Annotated in this window: 17 protein-coding genes; all 17 read right to left on the bottom strand. The window is 60.9% G+C overall.

Features of this window, described 5'->3' with window-relative positions:
* Positions 1–13: 13 nt before the first annotated feature.
* Positions 14–964 carry an acetyl-CoA carboxylase carboxyl transferase subunit alpha gene (accA, locus tag ACPW74_RS03180; RefSeq protein WP_010673419.1) on the bottom strand — a complete coding sequence of 317 codons (951 nt, stop codon included), beginning with the start codon at positions 962–964 and terminating at the stop codon, positions 14–16.
* Positions 965–980: 16 nt separating this feature from the next.
* The gene (gene dnaE, locus ACPW74_RS03175; RefSeq protein WP_139736831.1) at positions 981–4,460 is read right to left on the bottom strand and encodes a DNA polymerase III subunit alpha; all 3,480 of its coding nucleotides are present in this window, start codon (positions 4,458–4,460) and stop codon (positions 981–983) included.
* 53 nt (positions 4,461–4,513) lie between these two features.
* On the bottom strand, positions 4,514–5,104 hold the full coding sequence (gene rnhB / locus ACPW74_RS03170; protein WP_039039433.1) for a ribonuclease HII: 591 nt from the start codon (positions 5,102–5,104) through the stop codon (positions 4,514–4,516).
* Between the two features lie 78 nt (positions 5,105–5,182).
* Positions 5,183–6,322: a lipid-A-disaccharide synthase gene (gene lpxB, locus ACPW74_RS03165; protein ID WP_103255024.1), complete on the bottom strand. Its 1,140-nt coding sequence runs from the start codon at positions 6,320–6,322 to the stop codon at positions 5,183–5,185.
* The gene (lpxA, locus tag ACPW74_RS03160) at positions 6,315–7,106 is read right to left on the bottom strand and encodes an acyl-ACP--UDP-N-acetylglucosamine O-acyltransferase (protein ID WP_010673415.1); all 792 of its coding nucleotides are present in this window, start codon (positions 7,104–7,106) and stop codon (positions 6,315–6,317) included. Before lpxA ends, lpxB begins: the two co-directional genes overlap by 8 nt.
* A 2-nt stretch (positions 7,107–7,108) precedes the next feature.
* Entirely contained in the window at positions 7,109–7,570 is a 462-nt protein-coding gene (gene fabZ / locus ACPW74_RS03155; RefSeq protein ID WP_010673414.1) for a 3-hydroxyacyl-ACP dehydratase FabZ, read from the bottom strand.
* 24 nt (positions 7,571–7,594) lie between these two features.
* On the bottom strand, positions 7,595–8,614 hold the full coding sequence (lpxD, locus tag ACPW74_RS03150; protein WP_039039449.1) for a UDP-3-O-(3-hydroxymyristoyl)glucosamine N-acyltransferase: 1,020 nt from the start codon (positions 8,612–8,614) through the stop codon (positions 7,595–7,597).
* A gap of 3 nt (positions 8,615–8,617) precedes the next feature.
* Positions 8,618–9,130, bottom strand: coding sequence for an OmpH family outer membrane protein (locus ACPW74_RS03145; RefSeq protein ID WP_029313943.1), 513 nt, complete (start codon positions 9,128–9,130; stop codon positions 8,618–8,620).
* A 147-nt stretch (positions 9,131–9,277) separates the two neighbouring features.
* Complete coding sequence (gene bamA / locus ACPW74_RS03140) at positions 9,278–11,701, bottom strand: outer membrane protein assembly factor BamA (protein WP_425858556.1); 2,424 nt, start codon at positions 11,699–11,701, stop codon at positions 9,278–9,280.
* 34 nt (positions 11,702–11,735) lie between these two features.
* Positions 11,736–13,088, bottom strand: a complete 1,353-nt coding sequence (gene rseP, locus ACPW74_RS03135; RefSeq protein ID WP_139736829.1) for a sigma E protease regulator RseP — start codon at positions 13,086–13,088, stop codon at positions 11,736–11,738.
* Between the two features lie 76 nt (positions 13,089–13,164).
* Complete coding sequence (gene ispC, locus ACPW74_RS03130; protein ID WP_425858555.1) at positions 13,165–14,361, bottom strand: 1-deoxy-D-xylulose-5-phosphate reductoisomerase; 1,197 nt, start codon at positions 14,359–14,361, stop codon at positions 13,165–13,167.
* 67 nt (positions 14,362–14,428) lie between these two features.
* Positions 14,429–15,286 carry a phosphatidate cytidylyltransferase gene (locus tag ACPW74_RS03125; protein WP_029313939.1) on the bottom strand — a complete coding sequence of 286 codons (858 nt, stop codon included), beginning with the start codon at positions 15,284–15,286 and terminating at the stop codon, positions 14,429–14,431.
* A 27-nt stretch (positions 15,287–15,313) separates the two neighbouring features.
* Positions 15,314–16,090, bottom strand: a complete 777-nt coding sequence (gene uppS / locus ACPW74_RS03120) for a polyprenyl diphosphate synthase (RefSeq protein WP_039039427.1) — start codon at positions 16,088–16,090, stop codon at positions 15,314–15,316.
* 72 nt (positions 16,091–16,162) lie between these two features.
* On the bottom strand, positions 16,163–16,720 hold the full coding sequence (frr, locus tag ACPW74_RS03115; protein WP_010673406.1) for a ribosome recycling factor: 558 nt from the start codon (positions 16,718–16,720) through the stop codon (positions 16,163–16,165).
* A gap of 95 nt (positions 16,721–16,815) precedes the next feature.
* A complete protein-coding gene (gene pyrH / locus ACPW74_RS03110; protein WP_010673405.1) occupies positions 16,816–17,550 on the bottom strand; it encodes a UMP kinase in 735 nt (244 codons plus the stop codon).
* A 71-nt stretch (positions 17,551–17,621) separates the two neighbouring features.
* On the bottom strand, positions 17,622–18,503 hold the full coding sequence (gene tsf / locus ACPW74_RS03105; RefSeq protein ID WP_010673404.1) for a translation elongation factor Ts: 882 nt from the start codon (positions 18,501–18,503) through the stop codon (positions 17,622–17,624).
* A gap of 104 nt (positions 18,504–18,607) precedes the next feature.
* Positions 18,608–19,336 (bottom strand): 30S ribosomal protein S2, encoded by a 729-nt coding sequence (gene rpsB, locus ACPW74_RS03100; protein WP_010673403.1) that lies wholly within the window; start codon positions 19,334–19,336, stop codon positions 18,608–18,610.
* Positions 19,337–19,659: the final 323 nt, after the last annotated feature.

Here is a 19,659-nt window from a genome sequence, read left to right as displayed (position 1 = left end):
TGGAAGCGGCAGATCAGCAGTAGCCGTAACCCAGCAGACGCTGGTAGCGCTGCTCCAGCAGTTGCTCGCTGTCGAGGGGGCGCAGGGCATCCAGATCCTGCTTGATGCGCGCTTTCAGGTGCTTGGCCATCTTCTCCACGTCGCGGTGGGCACCGCCGAGGGGCTCCTCGACGATGTTGTCGATGAGCTTCAGCTCCTTCAGGCGCTGGGCGGTGATGCCCATGGCATCCGCCGCCACCGAGGCCTTCTCGGCGCTCTTCCACAGGATGGAGGCGCACCCTTCCGGGGAGATGACGGAGTAGGTGGAGTACTGCAGCATGTTGACCCGATCGCCCACGCCGATGGCGAGAGCGCCGCCGGAGCCGCCTTCACCGATCACGGTGCAGACCACCGGCACGGTCAGGCCGGCCATGACTTTCAGGTTGCGGGCGATGGCTTCGGACTGGCCACGCTCCTCGGCACCCACGCCGGGGTAGGCACCCGGGGTGTCGATGAAGGTGATGATCGGCATCTTGAAGCGCTCGGCCATCTCCATCAGGCGCAGGGCCTTGCGGTACCCTTCCGGGCGCGGCATACCGAAGTTGCGCTTGATCTTCTCCTTGGTCTCGCGACCCTTCTGGTGACCGATGATCATCACGGGCTCGCCGTCGAGACGGGCGATGCCGCCGACGATGGCCTTGTCATCGGCATAGGCGCGATCCCCGGCCAGCTCGTCGAAATCGGTGAAGATCTGCTCGATGTAGTCGAGGGTGTAGGGGCGCTGGGGATGACGTGCCATCTGGGATACCTGCCAGGCACCCAGATCGCCGAAGATCTTCTTGGTCAGCTCTTCGTTTTTCTTCTCCAGCCGGCGAATGTCTTCGCTGAGATCCACGGCACTGTTGTGCTCGCTCACATGGCGCAGTTCATCGATCTGTGCCTGCAACTCGGCGATCGGCTGTTCAAAATCCAGAAAAAGACTCATAGGGACAATAGATCCTCTAATCAAAAACCAATTCAACCCGCTCTCGTCCAAGCAGGACTCGCAAGTCATCTATCAGTTGATCGGTGGGCGTCACCCGCCACTCGGTACCGAGCGTCAATCGCACCCGGGAACCGGGGCGACGATAGTTTACCTGAACCGGACAGACTCCGGCACGGGCGGGCTCCAAAATCTCGCACAAACGCGGGAAAAAGCGCTCGTCAATGCGTTGTTCATCGAGGGAGATGCGGATTGCCCTGGCAAAACGCTCCCTCGCATCGTTGATATCCAGCAACTCGCGGGCCGACATTTTAAGGCCACCGGAGAAGTCATCAAAGCTGACCTGTCCAGAAACCACTAAAATACGGTCTTTTTGCATCAATTCTTCGTATTTTTCCAGCGCTTCACTGAAAAGGGTCACATCCAGACGGCCGGATCTGTCGTCCAGGGTGAAGATCCCCATCTTGTTGCCGCGCTTGGTCACCATGCTGCGCGCCGCGATCACCAACCCCGCCGCCGTGGTCACCGTATCCCGGGAGGTGGGATGCAGATCGCACAGTCGGCCCGAGGTGTAGCGCCGCAGCTCGCTGCTGTACTGGTTGATGGGGTGACCGGTGAGGTAGAGCCCGAGGGTCTCGCGCTCCCCTTCCAGCCACACCTTGTCGGGCCAGTGCGGCACGTTGGCGAACGCCTTCTTGACGTCGTCGATCTCCTCCGTGAGCACGCCGAACATGTCGACCTGCCCCACCGCCTGGGCCTTGGCGTGCTGCTCGGCGGCGCGCATCGCCTCCTCCAGGGTCGCCATCAGGGCGGCGCGGTGGGGGCCGAGCCTGTCCATGGCGCCGGAGAGGATGAGCTTCTCCATCACCCGCTTGTTGAGCTTCTTGATGTCGACCCGGTTGCAGAAATCGAACAGGTCGCGGAACGGACCGTCCCGATCCCGCGCGTCCAGGATCGCCTCGATGGGCCCTTCCCCGACCCCCTTCACCGCGCCGATGCCGTAGACGATGTGGCCGTCCTCGTTGACACTGAAGCGGTAGCGACCGGTGTTGACGTCCGGCGGGATCACGGTCAGCCCCATGCGCTGACACTCGTCCACCAGGGTCACTATCTTGTCGGTGTTGTCCATGTCCGCGGTCATCACCGCCGCCATGAACTCCGCCGGGAAATGGGTCTTGAGCCAGAGGGTCTGGTAAGAGACCAGCGCATAGGCAGCGGAGTGGGACTTGTTGAAGCCGTAGCCCGCAAACTTCTCCACCAGATCGAAGATCTTCATCGCCAGTTCGCCGTCGACGCCGTTCTTGACCGCCCCCTCCTCGAAGCCCGCCCGCTGCTTGGCCATCTCTTCGGGTTTTTTCTTGCCCATGGCCCGACGCAGCATGTCCGCGCCACCCAGGGTATACCCCGCCAGGGTCTGGGCGATCTGCATCACCTGCTCCTGGTAGAGGATGATGCCGTAGGTGGGCTCGAGTATGGGTTTGAGGCTTTCGTGCTGCCACTTCTCGTCCGGGTAGGAGATGGCCTCCTTGCCGTGCTTGCGCTCGATGAAGTTGTCCACCATGCCCGACTGGAGCGGGCCCGGGCGGAACAGGGCCACCAGCGCGATCATGTCTTCGAAGCAGTCGGGCTGCAGCCGCTTGATGAGGTCCTTCATGCCGCGGGATTCGAGCTGGAACACCGCCGTGGTCTCGAAACGCTGCAAGAGGGCGAACGACTTCTTGTCGTCGATGGGGATGGCGGCGATGTCCACCGGCGGCTTGCCCTCTTTGGCAAGACGGGGGTTTATCATGCCAAGGGCCCAGTCGATGATGGTGAGCGTGCGCAGACCCAGGAAGTCGAACTTCACCAGCCCGGCATACTCCACGTCGTTCTTGTCGAACTGGGTGACCGGGTGATGCCCCTCGTCGTCGCAATAGAGCGGCGCGAAGTCGGTGATCTTGGTGGGCGCGATCACCACGCCACCGGCGTGCTTGCCGGCGTTGCGCACCACCCCTTCCAGGCGGCGGGCCATGTCGATGAGGTCCTTGACCTCCTCGTCCTGCTCGTAGAGCTCCGGCAACTTGGGCTCGGCTTCGAACGCCTTGGCGAGGGTCATGCCCGGATCCGGCGGGATCAGCTTGGAGATGCGATCCACAAAACCGTAGGCGTGGCCCAGCACCCGGCCGACGTCCCGCACCACCGCCTTGGCTGCCATGCTGCCGAAGGTGATGATCTGGGATACCGCCTCCCGGCCATACATCTCGGAGACGTGATCGATCACCTCGTCGCGCCTGTCCATGCAGAAGTCGACGTCGAAGTCGGGCATGGAGACCCGCTCGGGGTTCAGGAAACGTTCGAACAGCAGGTCAAATTCCAGCGGATCGAGATCGGTGATCTTGAGGGCATAGGCCACCAGCGACCCCGCCCCCGAGCCCCGGCCCGGACCGACGGGGATGCCGTTGTCCTTGGACCACTGGATAAACTCCATCACGATGAGGAAGTAACCCGGGAAGCCCATCTGGTTGATCACTTTGAGCTCGATGTCGAGACGCTCGTCATACTCGGGACGACGCTCGGCCCGCACCGCCGGATCCGGGAACAGGAATTCAAGCCGCTCCTCCAGCCCTTCCTTCGACTTCATGACCAGGAAGTCCTCGGTGGTCATGTCGCCGGTGGGGAAATTGGGCAGGAAATACTCGCCAAGGCGCACCGTCACGTTGCAGCGCTTGGCGATTTCCACCGTGTTTTCCAGGGCTTCCGGGATGTCGGCAAACAGCTCCGCCATCTCCTCCTGACTGCGCAGGTACTGCTGGGGGCTGTAGCGGCGCGGTCGGCGCTTGTCCATCAGGGTGTAGCCGTCGTGGATGGCGACCCGGATCTCGTGGGCATCGAAGTCATCGGCGGTGAGGAACACCACCTCGTTGGTGGCCACCACCGGCAGCTCGAACTCGGTGGCAATGGCCACCGCCATGTGGAGGTAGACCTCCTCGTCCGGGCGGCCGGTACGCAGCAGCTCCAGGTAGTAGGCATCCGGGAAGTGGGTCTGGTAGAAGGCGAGGCAATGCTCCACCATCTGGCGGTTGCCCTTGAGCAGGAACTTGCCCACATCCCCCTCGCGCCCGCCGGAGAGGACGATCACCCCCTTGGCATGTTCGCCAAGCCAGGCCTTGTCGATGACGGGGCGCCCCTGCACATGACCGCGCTGATAGCCGCGGGAGATGAGCAGGGTGATGTTCTGGTAGCCGTCGTTGTCCATGGCGAGCAGGGTGAGGCGAAACTGCTCGTCCCCAAGCTCGTCGCTCTGCACCCAGAAATCCGCCCCGACGATGGGCTTGATCCCCTTGCCGTGGGCAGAGCCGTAGAAGCGCACCAGGCCGCACATGTTCATCTGGTCCGTCAGGGCCAGGGCCGGCATGTTGTTGGCGGCGGCAGCGGAGACGATGGGACCGATCTTCTGCAGGCCGTCGACCATGGAGAAGTCGGAGTGCACCCTCAGGTGGATGAAACGAGGATCAGCCATGGTCACGCCCTCTCATTGCGCAAGCAGAAATCGTTCAGACAGATCGGCATCGGTTATTCGATCCCCAGGGCGCGGCGCACCGGCTTGAAGCTCTGCCGGTATTCGGGCAGCGGGCCCCGTTCGGCCAGAATGGCGAGGTGCTCCGCCGTCGGGTAGCCCTTGTGGCGGGCGAAACCGTACTCGGGATGGCGGCTGTCCAGCTCGGTCATCTCGGCGTCCCGGGTCACCTTGGCGAGGATGGAGGCGGCGCTGATGGCGGCCACCAGGCTGTCACCCTTGACCACGGCGCGGGCCTCCATCGGCAATCTGGGGCAGCGGTTGCCGTCGATGAAGACCAGCTCGGGCGTCACCTTGAGCCCCGCCACGGCGCGCTGCATCGCCAGCATGGTGGCGTGCAGGATGTTGAGCTCGTCGATTTCCGCCGGGCTGGCGCGGCCAATGGCATAGGCCAGCGCCTTCTCTTTGATCTCGCCAAACAGGGCGAGGCGCTTCTTCTCGGAGAGCTTCTTGGAGTCGGCGAGGCCAAGGATGGGATTGGCAGGATCCAGGATCACCGCGGCGGTGACCACGTCACCCACCAGGGGGCCGCGACCCACTTCGTCCACCCCGGCAATCAGCTTGTCTTCGGGAATATCGATCGTCATCTCATAGCCTTGAATCAAAACCGGCCCCGCAGGGCCAGTATCAGCACAACATCACGCCTGACACACAGGCAGAGCCCACTAGCGTTCCAGCAGCGCGGCAACCGCTTCCGCTGCCTGCACATCCGCATTGCAGCGGATCTTCTCGTGCAACCGGGTGAAGGTGGCGATGAGCTCGCTGTTGTCATGGTCCAGCAGCTTGCTCACCTCTTCCACCAGGTTGGCCGGGGTGCACTCGTGCTGGATGAGCTCGGGCACCAGCATCTTGTCCGCCAGCAGGTTCGGCAGGGAGACATAATCCGTCTTCACCAGCCACTGGGCCAGCAAGTAGCTGAAGGGTTTGAGCTTGTAACCCACCACCATGGGCTTTTTCACCAGCATGGCCTCGAGGGCCGCGGTGCCGGAGGCGAGCATCACCACGTCGGCGGCAATCATGGCCTCGCGGCCCTGACCGTCCAGCAGCACCATGTCGAGCTCCGGGGCCACCTCGGCCTTGATGGCGAGGAACTGCTCGCGCCGTTTCTGGTTGACCAGAGGCACGATGAAACCGAGATCCGGGTTGTGCACCGTCAGGTGCTTGCACGCCTCGAGGAAGACCGGCGCCATGAAGCCCACTTCCGCCGTGCGGCTCCCCGGCAGTACCGCCAGCCAGCGACGGGCGGGATCGATGCCGAGGGCCTCGCGCACCGCCCCTTGATCCGGCACCAGCGGGATGTCGTCCGCCATGGTGTGGCCGACGAAGCGACAGGGGGCATCGAAACGGTCGTAGAAGGCTTTCTCGAACGGCAGGAAGGCGAGCACCATGTCGGTGGCCGCCTTGATCTTGTGAATGCGGCCCTGACGCCAGGCCCAGACGGAGGGGCTGACATAGTGGACCGTCTTGATACCGGCGCGGCGCAGTTTCAGCTCCACCCCGATATTGAAATCCGGTGCATCCACACCGACGAAGATGTCGGGGGGATTGGCGATGAAGTGGCGCAGCAGTTCGCGGCGCACCTGGAGGATGCGGGGCAGACGGCCCAGCACCTCGGTGATGCCCATGACGGAGAGCTCCTCCATCTCGAACAGCGCCTTCACGCCGAGAGTCTGCATCCGCGGCCCGGCGATCCCTTCGAACTGCGCATCCGGGTAGCGGGCTTGCAGTTCGCGCACCAGCCCTGCGGCCAGGATGTCGCCGGAGGTCTCTCCGGCGACGATGCCGATGCGAATGGGATCAGGCACGGATGATCCCGCGCTCGTTGTCCTTGAGGAAATCCACATAGAGCTGGATGGCCGGTTCGCTCTGGGCCATCTCGCTCAGCACGGGCAACACCTCTTCAATGGTCTTGCCGGAGCGGAAGATCTCCTTGTAGGCGCGCTTGACGGCGGAGATCGCCTCGGCGCTGAAGCCACGACGGCGCAGGCCTTCGGAGTTGACCCCGAACGGCTTGGCGTAGTTGCCGGCGGCCATCACGTAGGGCGGCACGTCCTTGTTCAGGGCGGCGCAGCCGCCGACGAAGGCGTGGGAGCCGACGCGGCCGAACTGGTGAATGGCAGACAGACCGCCGAAGATCACGAAGTCACCGATGTGCACATGGCCCGCCAGGGTGGCGTTGTTGGCGAAGATGCAGTTGTCACCGATGATGCAGTCGTGGGCCACGTGAACGTTGACCATGAACAGGTTGCCGCTACCCACCTTGGTCAGGCTCTGGTCCTGGGTGGTGCCGCGGTGCACGGTGCAGTTCTCGCGAAACACGTTGTTGTCGCCGATCTCGAGGAAGGTGCGCTCGCCGGCGTACTTCTTGTCCTGGCAATCCTCACCGATGGAGGTGTGCTGGAAGATCTTGTTGCCGCGACCAATCTTGGTCGGGCCCTTGATCACCACGTGGGAACTCACCCAGGTGTTGTCACCGATTTCCACCTCGGCGCCGATGACAGTAAAGGGGCCGATTTCAACCCCTTTGCCGATGACGGCAGACTCATGGACGATGGCGGTGTCGTGGATGATGGCAGTCTGATCGATCACGGTTATACCTCGCGCTTGGCGCACATCAGTTCGGCAGTACAGACCACTTCACCGTCGACGGTGGCGACACCGGTGAACTTGGCGATGCCGCGACGCTCCTTCAGGAACTCCACATCCAGCACCAGCTGATCGCCGGGGCCCACCGGGCGCTTGAAGCGGGCGTTGTCGATGGAGGCAAAGTAATAGAGCTCGTTGGGGGACGGCTTGCCCACCATGGTGAAGGCCAGGATACCGGTGGCCTGGGCCATGGCTTCCAGGATCAGCACGCCGGGGAAGACCGGCTTGGCCGGGAAGTGGCCCTGGAAGATCGGCTCGTTGAACGAAACGTTCTTGATGGCGCGCAGGGTCTTGCGCTCATCGCTGATCTCGTAGTTTTCCACCTTGTCCACCATCAGGAACGGATAACGGTGGGGCAGCAGATCCATGATTTCCTGGATGCCCAGGCTCTTCTTTTCAGTAGTCAAAACAGTACCCTATACCAATCGTGATTATTCTTGATCCAGCTTTTTCTCAAGCTTGCTCAACCGCTTGTGCATCTCTTCGATACGCATCACCCGGGCGGCGGTCTTGCGCCACTCTTTATTGGTTTGCAGGGGGATGCCGGAAGAGTAGATACCGGGCTCGGTGATGGGACGCATCACCATGGCCATGCCGGTGACGGTGGCCTGGTCGCAGATCTCCATGTGCCCGTTAAAGACGGAGGCACCACCAATGATACAGTATTTGCCGACCTTGAGACTACCGGCCATCACGGTGGAGCCCGCCACGGCAGTGCCGTAGCCGATCTCGACGTTGTGGGCGATCTGGCACTGGTTGTCGATGATGACGTTGTCAGCGATGCGGGTATCTTCCAGCGCACCGCGGTCGATGGTGGTGCAGGCACCGATCTCGACCCGGTTGCCGATGGTCACGCCGCCGAGCTGGGGGATCTTGATCCACTCGCCGCGCTCGTTGGCATAACCGAAACCGTCTGCCCCGATCACGGTGCCGGCCTGTACCAGACAGTCCGTGCCCAGGGTCACGTTGTGATAGAGGGTGACGTTGGCCCACAACCGGGAGCGCGCTCCCAGTCGGGTATCCTTGCCAACGAAACAGCCCGGGCCGATGCGCACATCGTCACCCAGCACGACGCCGGATTCGATCACCGCATTGGCACCGATGGCCACTCTCTCGCCCAGTTGCACGTCAGCCGCGATGACGGCGCTAGGATGGATATCCATGGCCGGCTGCGGGGTGGTGTCCAGCAGTTGGGCAACCCGGGCAAAGCCCACGTAGGGGTCCTTGAGCACCAGGGCGTTGGTGGGGCAAAACGGCAGGTCTGCCTCGGTGATGAGCACGGCAGTGGCCTTGCTCTGCTCCAGAAAATGCCGGTACTTCTTGTTGGACAGGAAGGCTATCTCCCCCTCCCCGGCTTTTTCCAGTGTCGCGACCTTGCGAATTTCCCGGGTCCCATCCCCATGGACCTCGGCCCCCAGTTGCTGGGCCAGCTGTGCGAGAGTGAATGCCATCAATTAGTTGCTCTTGCTAACCTGAGAAATAACCTGGCCGGAGATGTCCAGCTTGCTGGCTGCATACGGGGCGGCGTTGCGCTCCAGCACCAGATCGTAGCCATTGCTCTTGGCGATGGCGTCAATGGCAGCCTGCACCTTGGTCAGGATCTTGTTGCGCTCTTCGGACTGACGGCGACCGTTGTCCTGTTCAAACGCCTGACGCTTCTGGTTGAATTCCATCTGCAGCTTGGCCAGCTTCTCCTGGCTCTGCTTCTTCTGTTCGGCGCTCATGAAGGCTTCGTCCTTCTTGAACTTCTCGACCAGTGCCTGACCGTCGGACTCCAGCTTCTGCAGTTCACGCATGCGCGGCTCGAACTCGCCCTTCAGCTTCTTGGCAACGGCTTCACGCTGGGGCAGCTTTTGGAAGACTTCGCCCATGTCGACCACGGCAATCTTGGTCTCAGCGAAGGCAGAACCCATGCCGGCAGCCATCAGTGCAAAGCTCAAACCAGCTACTTTCAACGCTTTATTCACACTTACTCCTTGGTCCCTCGGTCGAGGGCTACCTGATTTACCTGATTGTGCAAGCGATCCACGAGATCGTCTTGTTACCTGGTGAGGCACGCAAACGCGCGACCCATCATGCTTCCCCCCGCCATGGCGGGGGGACGTCCGCTTCCCTTAGAAGGTACGGCCGATGTTGAAGGAGAAGACTTCGGTGTCGTCCCCTTCGTATTTCTTGATTGGTCTTGCCAGCACGAACACCAGCGGGCCCATGGGAGAGAGCCACTGCAGCGACAGACCGGTCGACATCCGGATGTTGCTCGGGTCGGAGTAGTCCATCAGATAGTTGCAACCACTGAAGCAACGGTTCTGATACTGGCTGTAGTCGAAGTGGGTATCCCACACAGAACCGGCGTCGATGAAGAAACTGGTCCGCAGCTGGGGCTGATAGGTCTCGGAGGCAAAGGGCGTCGGCACGATCATTTCCAGCGAGGCCACCGCCAGGGCGTTGCCCCCGACCGAGCTGTCAGTGCCCTGGATGACGTCGTTGCCGCTCAGGTTGTAGTAGTAGAGCGCCTTCGGACCGACCGTGTTACTCTTGAAACCGCGCAGGGTATCGAAACCACCGGCGTAGTAGTTCTCGAAGAACGGCAGGACGTGCTCGTAATCGCCATTGGTGCCGTAGCCATCGCCGTAGGAGGCACGAGCCTTGGCCAGCATGACCCACTTGTGGTCGGCATCAAACGGGAAGTAGTGGGCATCTTCTGCGTTGAGCTTGAAGTACTGCAGATCCATACCGGGCACCGTCACCTTGGCGTTCACCCGCTGGCGGTCACCGGAGGTCGGGAACTGACCCTTGTTGAGGGTGGAGCGGGTCCAGCCGGCGGTGACGTCCACGGTGTTGAACACCATGCGGTTGTCGCCATCCAGATTGCCGTTGTAGACCTTCCAGAACTCGTCCACCTGTACATAGGGGTTGGGCTGGGAGAGCTTGTTGTTCTCGTAGCCCAGGCTGAAGTCGAGACGGTTGTTCTCGTTGACCGGGAAGCCGCTGGAGAGACGGAAACCGACGGTGGTGTTCTCGTAGTCCACGATGTTGGCGTCGGCCGCACTGAACTTGTTGTAGTAGAGACGGCCGCCCAGGCTCACCCCGTCCACGGTGAAGTAGGGGTCGTTATAGCTCAGGTCGACGCTCTTGGAGTAGTCGTTGGTGCTGGCGTTGATGCCGATCTTCTTGCCGGTCCCCATGAAGTTGTCCTGTTGCAGACCCGCCTGCAGGCTCAGACCCGACTCGGTGCCGTAGCCGATACCGGCGTTGATGGACCCCGCCGGCTGCTCCTTGACCTTGAAGTCCAGATCGACCTGGTCATCGCTGCCCGGCACCCGCTTGGTGTCCACTTCCGCGGTCTCGAAGAAGCCGAGGCGGTTGAGACGGGTCTTGGACTGCTCGACGTTGTCGGAGGAGAGCCAGGTGCCCTCCATCTGGCGCATCTCGCGACGCAGCACTTCATCCTTGGTGGTGACGTTGCCGCTGAAGTTGATGTTGCGCACATAGACCCGGGGACCCGGCTCCACGTTGACGATGAGCTCCACTTCCTTGGTCTGGTCATTGATCTGGGGGAAGGTGACCACTTTCGGATAGGCGTAGCCGTAACGGCCGAGGAACTTGGAGAGCACCTCTTCGGTATGGGTCACCTGGCTGGCGGAGTAGACGCTGCCCGCCTCGATGGGGATAAGGCCCTTCATCTCGCCGCCGCGGTCGATGAGGTCGCCCTTGAGCTGGATGCCGGAAACCTTGTACTGCTCCCCTTCCTTGACGTTGAGGGTGACGTAAACGCCCTTCTTGTCCGGGGTCATGGAGACCTGGGTGGACTCCTGGGTGAAGCGGATGTAGCCGCGGTCCATGTAGTAGGAGCGCAGCACTTCGATGTCACCGGCCAGCTTCTGCTTCTGGTAGCGCTGATCGCCGGTGAAGTTCCACCAGGGCACGTCGTCCTTGAGGGAGAGCTGGGCCAGCAGCTTCTCTTCCGGGAAGACGTTGTTGCCGACGATGTTGATCTGTTGGATCTTGGCCGCTTCCCCTTCCACGAAGGTGAACTTGAGGTCGACCCGGTTGCGCGGCAGCGGGGTGACGATGGCCTTGACCTTGGCGGAGTACTTGCCCACGCCGTAGTAGAAATCTTCCAGCCCTTTCTCGAGGGAGCTCAGCACGGTGCGATCCAGCGGATCACCCACGCGGATCCCGGAGGATTCCAGGCTCTGGGTCAGTTGATCTTCCTTGATGTCCTTGTTGCCGGAGAACTCGATGCTGGAGATGGTCGGGCGCTCCTTGACCACCACTTGCAGCACCTGACCGTCGCGATAGACCTTGACGTCCTCGAAGTTGCCGGAGGCATAGAGCTTCTTGATGGCGTTCGCCAGGGACACGGAGTCGACGGAATCACCGACCCGCACCGGCAGATTCAACAGGGCGGCACCCAGGGTCACCCGCTGCAGGCCCTCGACCTGAATGTCTTGCACCACAAAAGAGGCCGGGGCAGCCTGAGCCAGGAAGCTGGCCCCCAGCAGGCAACTCAACACCAATGCTTTTTTAACAGCCATTTTGTTCTTATGTGTCCTTGTTGATGCTCTGGCCTCAGAGGCGAGCGAAATCATTAAACAGCGCAATGCCCATCAGTAACATCAGAATGGCGGCGCCTATCCTGAACCCAACTTCCTGAATTTTTTCCGATACCGGCTTGCCGGTGATCGCCTCGATGAGGAAATAGACCAGATGGCCACCATCGAGCACCGGCAGGGGGAACAGGTTGATGATCCCCAGGTTGACGCTGATGAGCGCCAGGAATCCGAGGAAATAGACCAACCCGTAATCGGCGCTGCTGCCGGCCCCCTTGGCGATGGAGATGGGGCCGCTCAGGTTGTCCAAAGAGACGATGCCACCGATCAGCTTGCCTATCATGTCGAAGGTCAGGGTGATCAGGCTCCAGGTCTTCTGGACCCCATGCCACAGGGCTTGCAAAGGCCCATACTGTAACAGAGTTCGATACTCATCCGGTAATGGAACCAGTTGCGGCGACAAGCCCACAAAACCGACCAGCTGGCCCTTCACTTTCTTCCCGTCCGGGGTCAGGGTCAGGGTCATCTCGCTGCCCCCGCGCTCCACCGTCACCTGCAGCGGCTGCGCCGGTGACTGCTGGACACGCTCGACAAACTGGGCCCATTCGGTGATGGCCTCTCCATCGACCCCCTTGATGCGATCCCCTATCTGAAGGCCGGCCTTCTCGCTGGCGCTCGACGGTACCACGGCCTCCACCACGGGCAGTACCTTGCCACCGAGGGGCACTATCCCGAGGCTCCCGATGGGTGACTCTTTGTCCGGATCGAATTTCCAGCCTGCCAGCTGCAGGGTCTTGTCCACTGCATAGCTGGTGTTGACCGCCTTGAGCTTGAGTTGGACCGAGTCATCACCAAGGTGGCTGATGAGGGCATAGGTGACGCTCTCCCAGTCACCGGTCTCCTCGCCGCCGACGCCGACGATCTCCATGCCTGGCAGGATGCCGGCCTCTGCCACGATGGAGGCGGGACGCACCTCGCCCACCACGGGTTTGACGCTCGGCACCCCTATCATGAACATCAGCCAGAAGGCGAACAGGGCGAACACGAAGTTCGCCATGGGGCCAGCCGCCACGATGGCCATCCGGGCCCAGACGCTCTTGTGGTTGAAGGCCTGCGCCTCCTCCCCCGGCTTGAGTTCATCGACCCGGCCATCCAGCATCTTGACGTAACCGCCAAGGGGGATCAGGGCCAGCACGTATTCGGTGCCATCCTTGCCAAGGCGACGCCAGATGGCCTTGCCAAAGCCGATGGAGAAGCGCTCCACCTTGACGCCGCAACGACGAGCCACCCAGAAGTGGCCAAATTCATGCACCGCCACCAGCAGCCCGAGGGCCACGATGAAGGCGCCGATATTCCAAAGAAGCCCGCCCATCAGCCGCGTACCTCGCGGTCATGTCCAGTCCTGCGCTCGAGAGCATGGAGAGGGGCTGGCTGCCACCACAGTCCGTTCATACGGCAAGCTCCTTTATCAGTTGCTGGGCACGGGCTCGGGCCGTACCGTCCAGGGCGATGAGATCCGCCAGAGAGCCGGCAGCACTGCTGCCCAGCTCGGACATGACGGATTCGTTGACTCTGGCAATATCCATAAATCCGATCCGCTCTGCAAGAAAAGCCGCGACGGCCTCCTCGTTGGCGGCATTGAGGGAGGTGGTCGCCCCCTGCCCCTGCTGGCACGCGCTCATGGCCAGCGCCAGACAGGGATAGCGCTCATAGTCGGGCCGGATAAAGCTGAACTCTCCGACACTGAAGAAATCCAAAGGTTCCACACCGGACTCGATCCGTTCCGGATAGGCCAGAGCGTGGGCAATGGGGGTGCACATGTCCGGGTTGCCGAGCTGGGCCAGCACGGAGCCATCCTTGTACTGCACCATGGAGTGAATGACGGACTGGGGGTGAATCACCACCTGGATCTGCTCGGGGGCCGCATTGAACAGCCAGCGCGCCTCGATGTACTCCAGCCCCTTGTTCATCATGGTGGCGGAGTCCACCGAGATCTTGGCCCCCATGGACCAGTTGGGATGGGCAATGGCTTGCGCCGGGGTGACATGGTGCAGTTCACCCACATCGGCATAGCGGAAAGGTCCGCCGGAGCCGGTCAGCAGGATCTTGCTGATCCCCGCCCCGGCCAGATCGCAGAAACCGGGCTGGCGCTGCACGTCGACCGGCAGGCACTGGAAGATGGCGTTGTGTTCGCTGTCGATGGGCAGCAGCTCGGCGCCGTGCTCGCGCACCGCCTCCATGAAGAAGGCGCCTGACATCACCAGCGCCTCCTTGTTGGCCAGCAGAATGCGCTTGCCGGCGCGCACGGCAGCCATGGTGGGTGCCAGACCCGCCGCACCGACAATGGCCGCCATCACGCTGTGGGCCTCGGGGTGAGCAGCCACGTCGCACAGGGCTGCCTGACCGGACAACACCCGGGTGGTGCTGCCGTGAGCCTTGAGCCGACCCGCCAGCGAGCTGGCGGCGCCTTCGTCCACCATGACAGCGAACCGGGGGGAGAATTCGAGACAGTCGCGCAGCATGGCATCCACGCTGCGGGCAGCGGTCAGCGCCAGCACCTGCCAGCGCCCGGGGTTGTGGCGCAGTACCTTGAGGGTGCTCTGACCGATGGAGCCTGACGCTCCCAGGATCACCAGGTTTTGCATCAAGACTCCTGATTGGGTAACAGACTGATGGAGCGGGACGCTCCCGGGATCATCAGTGCGCGAAACATCAAAACTCCGGACCGAGCAACAGGTAGCTGAGCAGGAAGACGGGCAGCGCCGCCGTCAGGCTGTCGATGCGATCGAGAATGCCCCCATGGCCCGGCAACAGGGTGCCGGAATCCTTGATGCCGGCTTCCCGCTTGAACATGCTCTCGGCCAGATCGCCGAGCACGGAGGCCAGCACCGCCAGCAGGGAACAGAGCAACACTGTGCCCATCTTGGCAGGCACGAAGCCCATGAACCAGGTCACGCCGATGGCCAGCAGGCTGGCGGTAAAGAGGCCGCCCAGCATGCCTTCGATGGTTTTACCCGGGCTCACGGCCGGTGCCAGCTTGTGTTTGCCGAACGCCTTGCCGAAAAAATACGCGCCAGAATCTGCCGCCCAGACCAGTCCCATCACGAACAGCAGGATCCAGGCCCCCATCATGGGGTCGTGGTAGAAGTTGTAACCGCGAATGGCCACCAGGGACCAGAAGAAGGGAACCAGGGTCACCAGACCGAACAGGGATTTGAGCCAGATGGATTCACGCCACAGCCTGGCGCTTTGCGGGTAGCGCAGCACCAGCACCAGCCCCAGCAGCCACCAGCTGACGGCGGTCCAGAGCACGCCCATCACCAGCGGATGCAGTTGGGGGATCCAGAGTTGCTCCACGGGCACCCAGAACAGGCTGGCCCCCAGCAGCAGACAGAACACCAGCGGCAACCACTGTTGCGGCTGGGCAGTGACGAAGGCACTCCACTCACGGCTGGCCAGCAGAAAGACCAGGGCGGCGAGCAGGGCAAAGAATTTCAACGGCAGAAAAAACAGCGCCCCCAACACCAGGGGTACTAACAGTAATGCGGTAATAATTCGTTGTTTTAGCAAAAGAAACCTCTCTCTTGGGAGCGGGGTTTAGCCGGTCTGTTGCGCGGCGATCAATTCCCGGATCTGTTCACCCGTACACCCGAAGCGACGCTCGCGAGCAACGAAGGAGGCAACTGCCCCACTGAACTCGGCCTCGTCAAAATCGGGCCACAGGACCGGGGTAAAATAGAGTTCGGCATAGGCGAGCTGCCACAGGACAAAGTTGCTGATGCGATGATCCCCGCCGGTGCGGATCAACAGATCCACGGGGGGAAGATCAGCCATGCAGACATGACGACCCAATGCCGCCTCATCGACCGCCTCGGCATCCAGTTCACCAGCCGCCACGGCCCGTGCCAGGGTCCGGGCCGCCTGGGCGATGTCCCACTGACCACCATAGTTGGCGGCGATATTGAGGGTCAGTCCCTGATTGTTGGCGGTCAGGGCCTCAGCCTTGGCGATCTTGGCCTGTAGCCGCTCGCTGAAGCGGGCAGTGTCGCCAATCACCCGAAGGCGAATGCCGTTGCTGTGCAACTTGCTCACCTCGCGACCCAGCACCGTCATGAACAACTCCATCAGGGCGTTTACTTCCCCTTCCGGACGGCGCCAGTTCTCGCTGGAAAACGCAAACAGGGTCAGCGCCTCCATCTTGGCGCGGGCGGCAAAGGCCACGGCCTCACGCACGGATTTCACGCCCGCCTTGTGCCCGGAAACCCGCATCTTGCCGCGGTTCTGGGCCCAGCGACCATTGCCATCCATGATGATGGCGACGTGACGGGGCAAGGACGAGCTGGCGCTATCGCCTAGCGCTGCCAAAAGCGACATTCATTTCTCCCACAAAGACAAAAGCGCCGTGCAGGGGCACTACACGGCGCTCGTAATATACCTGTCGGAGGCTTAGATTTCCATTAGCTCCTTTTCCTTCACAACCAGGGCGTCATCCACCAGCTTGATGAAGGTATCGGTCAGCTTCTGGATCTCTTCCTGGGCGCGACGGTCGTCGTCTTCGGAGATCTCTTTCTCTTTCAGCAGGGCTTTCAGATCGGCGTTGGCATCGCGACGGATGTTGCGAATGGCAACCCGGGCACCTTCGGCTTCGGCACGGACGATCTTGGTCAGATCACGGCGACGCTCTTCGGTCAGCGGCGGCAGCGGCACGCGCAGAGTCTGGCCGTTGCTGGACGGGTTCAGGCCCAGATCGGAGGTCAGGATGGCTTTTTCCACCGCCTGGATCATGGAGCGATCGAAGATGGAGATGGAGAGAGTACGAGCATCTTCTGCCACCACGTTGGCCAACTGCTTCAGAGGAGTGGCAGCACCGTAATACTCCACCTGGATGCCGTCAAGCAGGCTCGGGTGAGCACGGCCGGTACGGATCTTGGACATCTGGGTCTTCAGCGACTCTACGCTTTTGCCCATGCGGTCCTTGGCGTCGTTTTTAATCTCGTTGATCACAGTGGTTTTCCTTTTGGCGAACGAGCCGACAGGCGGCTCGTATCTATCTTGTTGACTGGCGTAATGGACAAGCGAGCCTGGGGCTCACACTTGCCTTACTTGCTGGCCTGGTGGATCAGGGTACCTTCCGGCTCACCCATGATCACGCGGCGCAGCGCGCCCGGTTTGTTCATGTTGAACACCCGGATCGGCAGATCGTGGTCGCGGGCCAGGGTAAAAGCAGCAAGATCCATCACTTTGAGTTCTTTTTCAAGAACTTCATCATAACTCAGTTCCTGATAGAGCACGGCATCCGGGTTCTTGACCGGGTCATCGGTGAACACGCCATCGACCTTGGTGGCTTTCAGCACGACGTCGGCTTCGATCTCGATACCGCGCAGGCAGGCTGCCGAGTCGGTGGTAAAGAAGGGGTTGCCGGTACCGGCAGAGAAGATCACCACCTTGCCGGCACGCAGCTGGCTGATGGCTTCGGCCCAGCTGTAGGAGTCGCAGACCCCTTGCAGGGAGATGGCCGACATCAGGCGGGCATTCACATAAGCACGATGCAGGGCATCACGCATGGCCAGGCCGTTCATGACGGTCGCCAGCATACCCATGTGGTCACCCACCACGCGATTCATGCCTGCCTTGGCAAGGCCGGCACCACGGAACAGGTTGCCGCCACCGATGACCAGACCGACCTGAACACCCAGCTCAACCAGCTCTTTGATCTCTTGGGCCATCCGTTCCAGCACCGCCGGATCAATGCCGAAACCCTCGGATCCTTGCAGGGCTTCACCACTCAACTTCAGAAGAACACGTCTGTATGCAGGCTTGGGATTGGTACTCATGTCACTGATTCCTGGTCATATAAAGACCGCGACATAAGTCGCGGTCTGGGGAAACGGAAAAACCGGTTCGATTAGGCCTTCTGAGCGGCCGCGATCTGGGCTGCTACTTCAGCAGCGAAGTCGGTCTCTTGCTTCTCGATGCCTTCGCCCACTTCGAAACGGGTGAAGGAAACAACGTCAGCGCCTTCTTTCTTCAGCAGCTCGGCAACGGTCATGGAAGGATCTTTCACGAACGGTTGACCAGTCAGGGAAACCTCACCGGTGAACTTCTTCATGCGGCCTTCAACCATCTTCTCGGCGATCTCTTTCGGCTTGCCGGAGTTGATGGCGATGTCGATCTGGATTTCGCGCTCTTTGGCAACGACTTCGGCAGACACGTCTTCCGGTTTGACGAATTGCGGGCTGTTGGCAGCAACGTGCATGGCCAGATCTTTGGCCAGCTCGTCGGTACCGCCAACCAGCTTGGTGATAACACCGATGCGGGAGCCGTGAACGTAGGTGCCCAGGTTGTCACCTTCAACCAGCATCACGCGACGCAGGTTCATGTTCTCACCGATCTTGGCGATCAGGTTGGTGATGGTCAGCTCGACGGACTCGCCGTTACCGAAGTCGGCGGCTTTCAGCGCGTCAACGTCAGCGATTTTCTGGGTAGCAGCGATCTCGACGATCTTCTGACCCATGGCCAGGAAACCGGCATCCTTGGAAACGAAGTCAGTCTCGCAGTTCAGCTCGATCATGACGGCAACGTTGCCTTCGGTACGGGCGAAGATCACACCTTCAGCGGCGATACGGCCAGCTTTCTTGGCGGCCTTGGCCTGACCGGATTTACGCATGTTCTCGATAGCCAGCTCGATATCACCGTTGGCTTCTTCCAGCGCTTTTTTGCAATCCATCATGCCAGCGGCGGTGCGCTCGCGCAGTTCTTTTACCAGGGCGGCAGAAATGTTTGCCATGTCCAGTATCCTCGGTCTTGAATTGACAAGAAACAGGGGCCACAAGGGCCCCTGCTAACCAATTACATCAGCTTGGTTAATAAGGGCTTTTCAGTCCTTATCAATTACTCAGCTTCAACGAAGCCATCTTGTTCGGCTTGAACAACGATGTCCTGCTCGCGGGCTTCCAGAACGGTGTCAGCAGCAGCGTTCAGGTACAGCTGTACGGCACGGATAGCGTCGTCGTTACCCGGGATGACATAGTCAACGCCGTCCGGGTTGGAGTTGGTATCAACGATGGAAACTACCGGGATACCCAGGTTGTTGGCTTCTTTGATAGCGATGTGCTCGTGGTCGGCATCGACAACGAACAGAACGTCAGGCAGGCCGCCCATGTTCTTGATACCACCCAGGCTCTTCTCCAGCTTTTCCATTTCGCGAGTACGCATCAGCGCCTCTTTCTTGGTCAGCTTGTCGAAGGTACCGTCTTCGCTCTGGGTTTCCAGATCTTTCAGGCGCTTGATGGACTGACGAACGGTTTTCCAGTTGGTCAGCATGCCGCCCAGCCAGCGGTGGTTAACATAGAACTGGTCGCAACGCTCAGCGGCTTCTTTGACGGCTTCAGACGCGGCACGCTTAGTACCTACGAACAGTACCTTGCCTTTCTTGGCAGCTACGGAGCTGATGAAGTTCATTGCATCGTCAAACATCGGAACGGTTTTTTCCAGGTTGATGATGTGAACTTTGCTGCGGGCGCCGAAGATGTAGGACTTCATTTTCGGGTTCCAGTAACGAGTCTGGTGACCGAAGTGAACGCCGGCTTGCAGCATGTCGCGCATAGAAACTTTAGCCATTTTATACCTCTGTATTGGGGTTAGGCCTCCACACATCCCATATAACCGACCCGTTAAGGCACCCCGGCATATGTGTCGATGTGTGTGTGTTGTTGAGTAAGGGTGATGGCATGAGGACACGAGTTCCCCATTCCGGCGCGCTTTATACCATAACTTTGGTCATGACACCACCAGCCCGGGTGCTAAAAATGGATCCCGGACCATGGTGCGACCGCCTGATGACGTTGCGATGACGATCACACTGGAAGTAAACGGGGGTTGGGGATAAAATTTCGCCCTGATTGCAAACGCATCTATTTTTCATTACCTGGTTGTTGGGCATC

The sequence above is a fragment of the Aeromonas sp. INTO2 genome, from assembly GCF_049860605.1.
Taxonomy (GTDB): Bacteria; Pseudomonadota; Gammaproteobacteria; order Enterobacterales; family Aeromonadaceae; genus Aeromonas; species Aeromonas caviae.
This window is presented reverse-complemented; position numbering and strand designations above follow the sequence as displayed.

Coding starts and splice junctions, on each gene's coding strand:
- pyrH (WP_010673405.1), bottom strand. CDS start 17,550: ATGAGTACCAATCCCAAGCCTGCATACAGACGTGTTCTTCTGAAGTTG.
- bamA (WP_425858556.1), bottom strand. CDS start 11,701: ATGGCTGTTAAAAAAGCATTGGTGTTGAGTTGCCTGCTGGGGGCCAGC.
- tsf (WP_010673404.1), bottom strand. CDS start 18,503: ATGGCAAACATTTCTGCCGCCCTGGTAAAAGAACTGCGCGAGCGCACC.
- rnhB (WP_039039433.1), bottom strand. CDS start 5,104: ATGACGATCGATATTCCCGAAGACAAGCTGATTGCCGGGGTGGACGAA.
- dnaE (WP_139736831.1), bottom strand. CDS start 4,460: ATGGCTGATCCTCGTTTCATCCACCTGAGGGTGCACTCCGACTTCTCC.
- lpxD (WP_039039449.1), bottom strand. CDS start 8,614: ATGGCATTCACTCTCGCACAGCTGGCCCAGCAACTGGGGGCCGAGGTC.
- ispC (WP_425858555.1), bottom strand. CDS start 14,361: ATGCAAAACCTGGTGATCCTGGGAGCGTCAGGCTCCATCGGTCAGAGC.
- accA (WP_010673419.1), bottom strand. CDS start 964: ATGAGTCTTTTTCTGGATTTTGAACAGCCGATCGCCGAGTTGCAGGCA.
- rseP (WP_139736829.1), bottom strand. CDS start 13,088: ATGGGCGGGCTTCTTTGGAATATCGGCGCCTTCATCGTGGCCCTCGGG.
- uppS (WP_039039427.1), bottom strand. CDS start 16,090: ATGTCGCTTTTGGCAGCGCTAGGCGATAGCGCCAGCTCGTCCTTGCCC.
- rpsB (WP_010673403.1), bottom strand. CDS start 19,336: ATGGCTAAAGTTTCTATGCGCGACATGCTGCAAGCCGGCGTTCACTTC.